The sequence below is a fragment of the Paenibacillus albidus genome, from assembly GCF_014644435.1.
Lineage (GTDB): Bacteria > Bacillota > Bacilli > Paenibacillales > Paenibacillaceae > Paenibacillus_AQ > Paenibacillus_AQ albidus.
The window spans coordinates 21,760-32,603 of the sequence record NZ_BMKR01000056.1 but is presented as its reverse complement, the minus strand read 5'-3'; the positions used below and the strand labels follow the sequence as shown (position 1 = coordinate 32,603).

Here is a 10,844-nt window from a genome sequence, read left to right as displayed (position 1 = left end):
GGCGCTCGTTTTTGTGCAAAGACCAAATTATTCATTCTACAGGAATTCTAACGGGAAACGATAGTTCAATAAAACAGCGGCAGTCCAGGACTTTATTTTGTCTATGGCTGCCGCTGTTTCTATTATCGGGTTAAATCTAAAATTCAATAGCTGGGTTATAAAAAGACCGCCGCTCCCCCGGAGCGGCGGTCTTTCCGCTGCACCTACAGCCCATAAAACCTCACCGTGTTCGCGGTGAGCAGCGCCTCCGCCTCGCTGGCGGAGCAGCCGTGGAGCGCCCCCCACGCGGCGGCCACGTCGCGGATCATCGCCGGATGGGTAGCCCGTCCGGCGAACGGACCCTCGAATGGCCAGGGACCGTCGGTCTCGGCCATAACCTGCTGCGGCGGATAACGCCGCGCCAGCTCCCGGATCTCCGGCTCATACAGTAGATCCGGTGTAAAAGAGACGTAATCGCCCCGCGCGATCATGCGGGTGATGGCTTCCTCCGGCCCCTTGAACCAGTGGAAATGGGCCCGCCGAATCTTGTGCTTGTCGAGCAGGTCGCAGGCGAGCAGCGCGTCTTCATAGACGGCATGGAGCACAACGGGTTTGTTCAGCCTGGCGGCGAGGGCCAGCAGCTGATCGAGCAGCCCGACATAAGGCTCCATGTCCAAAGCTTCGCCGCGCGCAAGCGCCTCTGCCCGCGAATAATAGGGCAGGCCAATCTCGCCGATGGCCGTCAACTGCCCCGCGCGCAACTCGATCCATTCCAGCAGAGCAGCGAATTCCTCGGCTGTGGGCAGAGGTTGTTCCGGGTGGAACCCGTAAGCGGGCCTGACGATGGCGGGATATTGTGCAGCCAAGGCCTCGGTCCGGATACAGGAATCCAGATTCATAGACACGGCGATCAGGGCTTCGATGCCATGGGAGGGCAGCTCTTGCAGAATCGTATCGGTAAGCTGTGGAGCATATTGGTCAAGATGAATATGGGCATCAATCATAGGTAAGCACTCCTTGCTGTTGAATGTATCCATTGTACTATAGCTAGTCCGGTGGGTGTAATATAGTCCATTGCAAATGAGAATAATTATCAATTATAATAAAGACTGGACTTTTACTGGTACGGGAGTTGAACAGAAAATATGAAGGTTGATGAACATCTGCTGTTATGGGATCAGGCTCTGGTTACAATCATGGATATTCGCCGCATTCCGCTCCGTGGGGGCGAAGAGTGGCGTTCTTACCGTTTGCCGGCCAGCAGCTTTATTTATGCGTTCCACGGCAGTGCGGAGATTTCGCTGGATGGCACCAAATATCAGACCTCACGGTTTCATGTGCTGCATGGCGGCAAAGGCATGTGTCTCGACATCGTGCCGCTTACCGAAAGCTTTGAATTCTATATGATGATGTACCGGGCCCGGCCTGCCCTTCCGTCAGCCTGTCAGCCCTTTGTCTGGCAATACGCCATGGTGCCGGGGCAGCCTATGTCACTGCTGAATAAGGTGCAGGAGATGGACAGGCTTTGGTCAGCGGGGGGAACAGTGGAACGGCTGCAGATCAAAGGGCTATTGTATCAATTTATCCATGAGCTGGTATGGGAGCTGGACCGGCAAAAGGTACAAACGCAACAGCCCGATCTGGTTGCCCAGATGCTGCTGTATCTTCAACAGCATTATGCTTCTGTTGTAACGATGGAAGGGCTGGCAGACAGCTTTAATTATAGTGCAAGGTATTTGAACCGCCGGTTTAAACGGGATACAGGCTACAGTCCCATCGACTATCTGATTCAATTGCGGATGAATAAAGCTAAGGCATTGCTGCTGAAGACGAACGCGACCGTGCAGGAAACGGCGGCCAGTGTGGGGTATGGGGATATGTTTTATTTTAGCCGACTGTTCAAAAAGCACACGGGTGTCGCTCCGGCCAACTACGCTGCGTATATACGGGAGAACAACAGAGGTCCGAATTCTCCAGATGAAAAGGCCGGATACTCCATGTTCGTCAAAGGAAGCAAGCGCTATATTGATGAAGGTGATGAGAATCATTATCAATATACATATAGAGGGGTTAATCGGATGAGCAGAAACAGCAAGCAGCACCTGATAGCTTTAGTATTACTATGTACACTTACGTTACTGGTCAGTGCCTGTTCCGGGTCGACGAATCGGGCTGCAGTGAGCACGAATGCCAGCGCCAACACCAATACAGCAGAAGTAGAGCAGCAAGCTAAGGACCGTGAGGTAACCGACGGACTTGGACATAAAGTAACCGTTCCGGCAAATCCGCAGCGGGTGCTCGCTACCTATCTGGAAGATCATCTGGTGGCTTTGGGCGTGAAGCCTGTGGCGCAGTGGTCGGTGAAAGAAGGCAAAGCGGTGCAGAATTATCTGCAACAAGAGCTGGCGGGTATTCCGACGATTCCGGCAGATCTACCCTACGAAGCGGTGATGAGCGTCGAGCCTGATCTGATCATTATCGACAGTGCGGAGATGGTGGAAGGGGACAAATATGAGCAGTACAACAAAATTGCCCCCACCTATGCCGTTGGCACCGAGAAAAACAATGACTGGCGGCAGGAGCTGCTGACCGTCGGCGAAGTGCTGAATAAAAGTGAAGAAGCCCAAAAAGTACTGGAGAACTATGAGCAGAAGGCCAGTGAAGCCAAAGAACAGCTGAAACAGACGATCGGCACACAGTCGGCAGCTGCACTATGGGTGACAGCCAAAAAAGTATACGTAGTAAATGAGAATTTATCCAGCGGGGATCTGCTGTACCATGACCTTGGATTGAGTGTGCCTGCTGTGGTGCATGAAGCTGCAGCTTCCGGAGAGGCGAATTGGAACGCTATTTCATTGGAGAAGCTGGCGCAGATGGATGCGAATCATTTATTTATTGTCAACGCAAGAGGGATTACCAAGGAAGAATTGCTGAAAGATCCGATGTGGCAGGGCATTCCTGCTGTGCAAAAAGGGAACGTCTACGAATATGATAACCAGTCCAGCTGGCTCTACACCGGAACCATTGCCAACTCGCAAATGATCGATGATGTGCTGGAGAGCATAATTAAATAATGCCGTAACCAACAAACGGTGCCGCAGGCCCACTTCAAAGTGGACTGCGGCACTGTTTATTTGCTGTTCAATGTGGTCCTTCGCTAATGCCTATTGAAAAAGAGACTATAATCACTTCAATATTTTCAGTTATTCCATAAAATTGAATATGAATTATAAAAAACCAAGCTAAAATACTCAATGATTTGAATAATAACCATAACATTGTTTATCGATAAGGGGGAAATCGTATCTCTAAGATTACACTAAGGACGACTCTTATTGTTATTTCGACTATCTTAGTACTTTCTGTGCTGATGTATTTTGTGAATAGAAAAGAAACTCCACCCGTACCATCTACAAACTTATCAGGTTTAACGATATATGGTATGAAGCCTGGTCAAAATATTAAGGATCTTGATTTCGGTAAATATAAGAAGAATAGCGATTTTCAGGAGAAAGTTGTGAAAAATCATTATTATAAGTATTATAAGGATTTTTCTGTAGTGTATGATTCAGACGGAAACATTATTAAGTTGAAGACCCTTTCGCTAAATGCCATTCAACATGTATGGTTAATAGGCATTCATAGTTTAGATGATGTTACGCAAAGACTGGGGAACAACTTTGTAGTCAGCAAATATGATAAAGCCCAAAGGCTGAGTTCCAGAGATTACTACGATAATGCAAATAAACTACGGGCGCGGTTTGTATTTCCAGAAGGGGATGTTTATACTACAAATAACCAGAAAATCAGTTTAGTGTGGGTTATTCTTGAGAAGTACTAATCCACCACTTTAAATAAGACCGCAACCATCATTTATGCCTTCCAGGGCAATGATTTCATGCACGGCGTTGCCAATAATCTGCCTGCAGCGACAGGTGCAGACCGGCCAACGGTCAGGGGGAAGCTGGCCTTCCCCTAGAACGGAAAAAGCTCTTTTTGGACTTTACAGCAGCTTATAGAATAACTGAATGAGGCTGTCCACGAAGCCGCGTTAAGGCCCGTGGGCAGCTTTTTGCTTATGAAAAATGCCGGATGGATGAACAGATTGGAACAGTTAAATATAGAGGTTACTGCTTCTTAATACTTGCCGGATACTCATCAAAAGGAATAAAAGTCACAGATTCCGGCTCCATGCCGGTCTTTCCCGCTTTATAGACCAGCTTGAGGGTGCCGATACTTTCTCCGAACCCTACGCCGACACTGGTCTTCGCCGTCAGCTTCCCAGATTCTACGCTGTAATAGGTGACTGCACCAATGCCTGCCGATGTCCCCAGGTTACTGATGTCTTCTGCGCGCCCTGGCATACGTATAGAAACTGTGGACGGTGATGAGCCTTTTATGACGAGGTTAACGAGTGTATCCTCTTTATCCTTGGTGATCGTGGAAGCAACCAGTGTTCTGGCAGCTTCATATGCTTTAGGAACAGCGGTCTCGTTCCATGTTTTGCTGTTTACGACATGGAGTTCTTGTTCAACTATGCCCGTACCTGTACCCAGGGTCAGAATAACTATAATTTCGGGCTGTCTATCGTTATTAATATCGGTGTAATAGAGTTCGGGAGGATACTGCACGAACCTGGGCGACTCCCAGGCAAAGGGGTGCTTGACGCCGCCGGCTTCCAGAATATAGCCTTTATACATATTTCCCTCTTTTAGAGCGGCATACAGCTTCACTTTTGCGTCTTCTTTGGCGACGGCCAGCGGTTCAGCAGGCGTCCGCACGCTGCTGCTGACGTTGCCTGATTGTATCTCCAGGCTGCTCTTGGCTGTATTCAGCTTCGAATCCGCTCCGGTCAGGGTATTCAGGGCGGTGACCGGAATATATACATGGCCTTGCCGCAACAGCACCTGGCTGTCCAGCCGATATTGTCCGCCGCCCCACTGAATGCTCTCGCTGCCGGGGATCAGCACAGAGGAGGTGCCTGACCCGGTGATGTTCAATTGCTTTTTGGTGTTATCCCACTTCAGGGTACCCGGGTAGAACTCTTCCAGAACCCGCACGGGAATGTAAAGATTATCGCCTGCGTAGAAGGATTTCAGAGGAGTGGCCGCGCTTTTTCCATCTACCATGATGTTCGGGGTTGTTGCAGCATGTGTTGTATCTATAGAAGGCGTTGCCCAGGTTCCGGCAAGGAACAGGGCTATTGCGCCGGCAATGATCATTTTTTTCATAGGATAGCCTCCAAAGTCTAAAAATACTAAGCTATTCTATTATAGATGAAAATTCCAGAGCAGGGGACAAAATTCAGTTTACAAACTGGAGACAACCTTGTTACGGATATCTTACAGTTGAAGTGCGCTCAGGATTTTATGAATTGCAGGCAGCCCCGCAGCCACCGCCGGGTGTAATAAAAGGATATCAGCAGCGCCAGCGACAAAAGCAGGCCAAAGGGCAAGCTGAGAATCCTTGGCAAGGAATAACCGGGATAGAGGTTCATCGCAACTCCGTGGTAGCCGAACGTGCCCAGAATAGCGCCAATTAGAGCGATTACGGCACAAACGGCGCTGCCTGCCGTCCATACACCCAGAATCGGAACGCAAAAGATCAGCGTCAACCCTTTGGCAATATAGCTGAATAGAGTCCGTCCTTTATAACTGCTGCTGCCCATCTTATTTCCCTCCAGTAGTACTGACATGAATGGCGCTTGTTACCTTTGATTTGGGATCAACGGCAAGACTTGTACCATAGCGGATTTCCTCAATGACACAGCCTGGGCCGATCACAATCTTCTCGCCGCTGACCAGCTCAGCCCGGGTTCGCTCCAGGATAATGGACGTACCTTTGATTGACTTGCAGCACAATTTGCGAAAAGGGCGCATCACCAAATTGAGCAGCATGGAAGAAGAAACTACCGTAACCAATCCGTCCGAGCTCATGTGGTCAATGCTGCATGCAGAACCCAGGCGCAGTTCGATGGCTTGGCTGGCCTTCAAGGTGTGCAGTTGTACTGCCCCTTCTGCCCGGAAGCTGCCGCACCGGGTTTCCTGCGTAACGGCCAGATAACCGGATGATGTGACCCGCTCGGCCTGGAGGCTGTCAACACGCAGGCTTCCGAGGTTCTCCACCTGGTCCGCCCGGCAGATTCCTCCAATGGAACATTCGCCGGAGATTTTTACCCGCTCCGCAGTTACATTTCCCCGCGCTTTTAAATGGCCGAATACCTCAACGGCGGAGGCCTCGATATCCTCCCGGCGGATGAGTGATCCTTTGACTTTCAGAGGGAGCTGGCCGGAGTGTTCACTTGCTGAGAAGAAATTGGACATTGGGATTCACCACCAAAATTATTTTAATAACTAAAATATATACTTGTTATAATATATAGTCAATATAGTAAATGCCATCCCAGGCAGACAACAAACAGCACTGCCCGTTGTTCCTGGTGGCAGTGCTGCTACTTGCGGATCAAAACCGCTGCGCTATGCTGTTACAGAGATTCATCCAGCCTGAATCAGTCAACGATCTCTGCGATTAAATCATTGATTTGGCGAAGAATGGCAGACATCCGGTCCAGCTCAGCCGTTTCGAAGGTGTCAAAGAGCTGGAGAATACGCTGGGTCCCTTGGTCTGTAAGCTCAATATTGACAACCCGGCGGTCTTCTTTGGTACGGACTCTGACGACAAGCCCCAGATCTTCCAGCTTGTCGCACATGGAGGAGGCAGCCCCGGGCGTAATGATGAATCGCTCTGCAATATCCGTAATATTCAGACGGCCTGTGAGCTGAAGCAGGAACAGCAGCATGATCTGATTATGCGTCAGGGATTCGCTGCGGGTAATACGCCCGACAAAGGCCTGTGATTTCTGTTCTGCGCTGGCTAGTTGATTCATTACTTTATGGATGGCAAGTTCCTTGTCTGATTGATGGCTCATGGGCACACTCCATTGTGAATTCAAATGTGATACGTCTGCGCTTACAATATATAGAAGCCCGATCTTTGTTGTCAAGCTTGGCGGCACAGCTCAATAAATTGCCGGACCAGTTGAGACTGGTGTTCACCGCTGCGGGTGCAGATGGCAAAGCTGTTGGTCAGATGGATGCCTTCTACCTGAACTCTCGCCAGTTCACCACGGGTGACATGCTCATGAACGACCAGAGAGGAGATAAAGTTCGCTCCATAACCTGCCATCACCGAGCGGATGGCTTCATTCAGACCGCTGAACTGCAAGGCTACCTGTGGAGGGTTCAGGCCATACGTTCTGCATAAGGAAAAAAGCCGCTCCCGGGTAGAGCTGCCTTCCTCCCGCATAATAAACGGTTCTTTCATCATCTCCCGCAAAGAAACCGTGCGGCCTGCAAAGGGATGGGAAGGGGCTACGACAAACCACAGCTCATCTTCAAAAAGCTCAATCCAATCCAGCTCCTGCGGTTTGTCCTCCGGTCCGCCTCCATAGATGGCGACATCGGCTTCATGCCGTTTGAGCCGTTCAAAGGCCTGCCGGGAATTGGTTGTGGTAATGACCATTTCCACCCCGGGATGTCCTGCTTTGAAACGGGCCGCCCAGCCGGGAACCAGAAAGTTAGCCGGGAGATAGGTGGCGGCAATCCGCAGTTTGCCGGATCTCCCCAGCCGGTAATCCGCGACGAAGGTTTCTATCTGCTCCTCATAGGTGAATAAATTAGCCGCTTGCTGCACCAGCTCCGCTCCAAAGGGGGTTAAGGAGATACCCCGGCCGCTCGGGGCGAACAAGGGCAGCCCCAAATCCTTCTCGAATTTCTTGATCTGGCTGGTGACCGCAGGCTGGCTGATCCTTAATTGGGCTGCAGCTTTGGTCACGCTGCCGGCTTCTGCGACAACATAAAATAAACGCAGGGCATGGAGATTCATAGGCGTACTCCTCTTATATAACTAAAATATATGTATAACCAAAAAACATATATTAGTATTATGGATGGATTCATCATAAACTAAAATCAGCTTCACAGCAATTGATGACAGGCATGATAAACAATTTGAGGAGGAATTTAAATGAGAAACCAAGAGCAATGGAATGAAGTGGATCAGTATTTCGGCAGTAAGCTGCTCGCCGCCGATCCTGTCCTGGAAGGTGTACTTGAGGCCAATGCCGGAGCGGGTTTGCCGGAGATTGATGTCGCGCCTAATCAAGGCAAGCTGCTGCATCTGCTGGCCCGGATCAAAGGGGCACGCCGGATACTGGAGATTGGCACATTAGGTGGATACAGTACGATCTGGCTGGCACGTGCACTTCCCGAAGACGGGAAGCTGGTATCCCTGGAGTATGAGCATCTCCATGTTCAGGTAGCCGAAGATAACCTTCGGGCCGCAGGGTTTGGGGAGAAGGTGGAAATCCTGGAAGGCGCTGCGCTGGATAGCCTGGCGGTTCTGAGCAAGCGTGAGGTGGAGCCGTTTGATTTTATTTTTATCGATGCGGACAAACCGAATAATCCCCATTATCTGCGCTGGGCGCTGGAATTGGCCGGACCCGGTGCGGTTATTGTGGCTGACAATGTGGTGCGTGACGGTGAAGTGATTCAAGAGGACAGTCAGGATGAGCGGGTACAGGGAATTCGTCAGTTTGTGGAGATGTTGTCTACAGAACCGCGGATTGATTCCACAGCGATCCAAACGGTAGGCAGCAAAGGGTACGACGGGTTCATCTTGGGCGTAGTAAGAGCAGGAGAGTAGAGGCGAACAACTTGTTTTACAAAAAGCAAATCATACAAATGACCCGCAGGAACGGCGCGAAGTGCTCAGCGTCCGCCATGCGGGTCATTTTTTAGGTTCTATTTTATACCGTATGTTTCATGGCTGGGTTAATGGGCCGCGAATTAGCAGGCGATTTCTTCGGGCTGAAGAAATGACGCAGGTATGGAAGCACCCAGTTATCCAGGCCGATCTTGCCGGCATTGGCAGCGGAAACGATGATCAGAACCTCGAGAAGCAGCATTTGAACATTAGTGCTGACCGTGCCCGAGAGCAGAAAAGCGGTATTCATGACAAGCCCCATCAGAGCGGCGAATGTTGTAAATGTACCGAGAATCAGGCCAAGACCGACCAGAAATTCACCTGTTGGGATGAGGAAGTTAAAGAAATCTGCGCCGGGGAGAGCCGCATGCTGGAGAAAGCTTCCCCACCAGGCCTGCACGGTGGCATCTTCGCCGACACTTTTGGCAATAGCTCCCTTGAGGAAACCCGAGGCATCGAATCCGCCGGTGAGCTTGTGCCAGCCCGCAGTAACCCATTTGTAACCGACATATATACGTACAATTGTGAGCAGGAACATCGCCAATTTGTTAGTGCGCAACCAGTTGTTAAACATAATATCCACTCCTTGAAATTTTTTATTTGTGTGTGTTATCGATGATCATCTTCGATAGCTTTATAATAAGTGATTTTTTTCACAATAGGTGTGATAAAAGTCACAAAATCCGAATTTATTTTTATATCAAACTTAAATTTGAAATATAGCCCAGAGAAGCTGTGTGTGGAAAGCGCTTGACACCCCTTTTGGATAAATCTAACATGAGCTTATGAATGAACATGAGATCTTGGCGGCCATCGGCCGCATCCACCGCCGCAGCAACAAATTTATTGAACGTGAATTGAAAAGGCATCAGATCCACGGGATCGCTCCCTCACACGGGGATATTCTATTTCAGTTATATACTAAGGAATTCCTCACGATGAATCAGCTGTCCTGTTCTATCGACAGGGACAAATCCACCATAACCGCCTTGGTCGAGAAGCTGGTGCATCTGGGTTATGTGAACAAGGGGCAAGACCCGCAGGACGGAAGGGTCTACCGGCTGTCTCTCACAGATAAGGGAAGGGAGCTGCAGCCTGTCTTTGACAAGGTATCCGAGGCGCTGCTGGCTGCTGTGTATGAGCATTTCACCGCAGACGAGAAAGCGCAGCTTATGGGACTGCTGAATAAGATAGGTTTGTAAACGTGCGCTGCACAAAAAGGAGGGGGTTACCATGCAGAACCAGAAGGTGGTCCGGTATTATGACAGCTACGATGAAGCCTCCCGCTTAACCTCCGATCGGGCCCGGCGGCTGGAGTTTATAACTACGACCCGAATATTAGAGAAGTATATCCATGAAGCTGCAGCCATTTTTGATGTGGCGGCGGGGAGCGGAGTGTATACCTTTTATTATGCCGATAAAGGCAATGCAGTCACCGCTGTAGATATTACACCCAAACACGCTGCGCTGATTCAAAAGAGAATTGAGCGGGACGCCTACAGGAATGTCCCCGCCCAGGTAGCGGATGCAACCGATCTGAGCGGTTTCGCATCAGAGTTATTCGACGTGGTATTATGTCTGGGCCCCTTGTATCATCTCCAGAATCCCGAAGCCCAGCGGCAATGTATCCGGGAATGTCTGAGAGTCCTGAAGCCGGGAGGGCTGCTTGCAGCTGCTTACATCAACCGTTCCTTCATTATTCCGCATTTGGCTGGACAAGCGCCTGAATATTTGAACCGTGAGTTTATAACATCCGTTCAGCATCAGGGATACGTTGATTCGGACGATCAAGCGGACTTTTTCGCCAGCGCTTATTTTCATACCCCTGAGGAAGTGGAGGCCTTGCTGGCGGAGGAGCAGGTGGAGAAGCTAACACATGTGGCCACTGACGGATGTGCTTTTTTTATGAGAGAGCAGATGAATCAGTGGTCAGAGGAACAATACCAGATTTGGGCAGACTATCACCTAAGCACCTGTGAAGAACGGACCTTGCTTGGATACAGTAATCATGGGTTATATGTGGGGCGTAAAGCCATCTCGTCCAGATGAACAAAAGACTACCGGGCCATAAGGCTGATGGGCAGTCTTTTGTCAGGACAGTG

General features: G+C 49.9%; 12 protein-coding genes. 5 read left to right on the top strand and 7 right to left on the bottom strand.

What is annotated here, in order from left to right; translation table 11 throughout:
* Positions 1-203: 203 nt before the first annotated feature.
* Positions 204-1,076: a TatD family hydrolase gene (locus IEY53_RS32865; protein ID WP_308424275.1), complete on the bottom strand. Its 873-nt coding sequence runs from the start codon at positions 1,074-1,076 to the stop codon at positions 204-206.
* Positions 1,077-1,124: 48 nt separating this feature from the next.
* Here IEY53_RS32865 and IEY53_RS32860 point away from each other — a divergent pair, with 48 nt between their 5' ends.
* Together IEY53_RS32860 and IEY53_RS32855 are read left to right on the top strand one after the other, a co-directional pair.
* Positions 1,125-3,053, top strand: a complete 1,929-nt coding sequence (locus IEY53_RS32860; RefSeq protein ID WP_229696478.1) for an AraC family transcriptional regulator — start codon at positions 1,125-1,127, stop codon at positions 3,051-3,053.
* Between the two features lie 305 nt (positions 3,054-3,358).
* On the top strand, positions 3,359-3,820 hold the full coding sequence (locus IEY53_RS32855; protein WP_189032301.1) for a peptidase M56: 462 nt from the start codon (positions 3,359-3,361) through the stop codon (positions 3,818-3,820).
* A gap of 286 nt (positions 3,821-4,106) precedes the next feature.
* Here the strand turns inward: IEY53_RS32855 and IEY53_RS32850 are convergent, their stop codons facing one another.
* The 5 genes from IEY53_RS32850 to IEY53_RS32830 form a co-directional block, all read right to left on the bottom strand.
* A complete protein-coding gene (locus tag IEY53_RS32850) occupies positions 4,107-5,210 on the bottom strand; it encodes a stalk domain-containing protein (RefSeq protein ID WP_189032300.1) in 1,104 nt (367 codons plus the stop codon).
* 128 nt (positions 5,211-5,338) lie between these two features.
* Positions 5,339-5,647 (bottom strand): hypothetical protein, encoded by a 309-nt coding sequence (locus IEY53_RS32845; RefSeq protein ID WP_189032299.1) that lies wholly within the window; start codon positions 5,645-5,647, stop codon positions 5,339-5,341.
* A gap of 1 nt (position 5,648) precedes the next feature.
* Positions 5,649-6,302: a hypothetical protein gene (locus IEY53_RS32840; protein ID WP_189032298.1), complete on the bottom strand. Its 654-nt coding sequence runs from the start codon at positions 6,300-6,302 to the stop codon at positions 5,649-5,651.
* A 185-nt stretch (positions 6,303-6,487) separates the two neighbouring features.
* Positions 6,488-6,907, bottom strand: a complete 420-nt coding sequence (locus IEY53_RS32835; protein WP_189032297.1) for a MarR family winged helix-turn-helix transcriptional regulator — start codon at positions 6,905-6,907, stop codon at positions 6,488-6,490.
* A 71-nt stretch (positions 6,908-6,978) separates the two neighbouring features.
* Positions 6,979-7,863: a LysR family transcriptional regulator gene (locus tag IEY53_RS32830; RefSeq protein ID WP_189032296.1), complete on the bottom strand. Its 885-nt coding sequence runs from the start codon at positions 7,861-7,863 to the stop codon at positions 6,979-6,981.
* Positions 7,864-8,004: 141 nt separating this feature from the next.
* Between IEY53_RS32830 and IEY53_RS32825 the strand changes: the two genes are divergently transcribed.
* On the top strand, positions 8,005-8,682 hold the full coding sequence (locus IEY53_RS32825; RefSeq protein ID WP_189032294.1) for an O-methyltransferase: 678 nt from the start codon (positions 8,005-8,007) through the stop codon (positions 8,680-8,682).
* Between the two features lie 103 nt (positions 8,683-8,785).
* Here the strand turns inward: IEY53_RS32825 and IEY53_RS32820 are convergent, their stop codons facing one another.
* Entirely contained in the window at positions 8,786-9,316 is a 531-nt protein-coding gene (locus tag IEY53_RS32820; RefSeq protein ID WP_189032292.1) for a DoxX family protein, read from the bottom strand.
* A 211-nt stretch (positions 9,317-9,527) separates the two neighbouring features.
* Between IEY53_RS32820 and IEY53_RS32815 the strand changes: the two genes are divergently transcribed.
* Entirely contained in the window at positions 9,528-9,944 is a 417-nt protein-coding gene (locus IEY53_RS32815) for a MarR family winged helix-turn-helix transcriptional regulator (RefSeq protein WP_189032290.1), read from the top strand.
* A 31-nt stretch (positions 9,945-9,975) separates the two neighbouring features.
* The gene (locus IEY53_RS32810; protein ID WP_189032288.1) at positions 9,976-10,791 is read left to right on the top strand and encodes a class I SAM-dependent methyltransferase; all 816 of its coding nucleotides are present in this window, start codon (positions 9,976-9,978) and stop codon (positions 10,789-10,791) included.
* Positions 10,792-10,844 lie beyond the last annotated feature (53 nt).

Coding starts and splice junctions, on each gene's coding strand:
- IEY53_RS32835 (WP_189032297.1), bottom strand. CDS start 6,907: ATGAGCCATCAATCAGACAAGGAACTTGCCATCCATAAAGTAATGAAT.
- IEY53_RS32810 (WP_189032288.1), top strand. CDS start 9,976: ATGCAGAACCAGAAGGTGGTCCGGTATTATGACAGCTACGATGAAGCC.
- IEY53_RS32845 (WP_189032299.1), bottom strand. CDS start 5,647: ATGGGCAGCAGCAGTTATAAAGGACGGACTCTATTCAGCTATATTGCC.
- IEY53_RS32825 (WP_189032294.1), top strand. CDS start 8,005: ATGAGAAACCAAGAGCAATGGAATGAAGTGGATCAGTATTTCGGCAGT.
- IEY53_RS32815 (WP_189032290.1), top strand. CDS start 9,528: ATGAATGAACATGAGATCTTGGCGGCCATCGGCCGCATCCACCGCCGC.
- IEY53_RS32850 (WP_189032300.1), bottom strand. CDS start 5,210: ATGAAAAAAATGATCATTGCCGGCGCAATAGCCCTGTTCCTTGCCGGA.
- IEY53_RS32860 (WP_229696478.1), top strand. CDS start 1,125: ATGAAGGTTGATGAACATCTGCTGTTATGGGATCAGGCTCTGGTTACA.
- IEY53_RS32840 (WP_189032298.1), bottom strand. CDS start 6,302: ATGTCCAATTTCTTCTCAGCAAGTGAACACTCCGGCCAGCTCCCTCTG.
- IEY53_RS32830 (WP_189032296.1), bottom strand. CDS start 7,863: ATGAATCTCCATGCCCTGCGTTTATTTTATGTTGTCGCAGAAGCCGGC.
- IEY53_RS32820 (WP_189032292.1), bottom strand. CDS start 9,316: ATGTTTAACAACTGGTTGCGCACTAACAAATTGGCGATGTTCCTGCTC.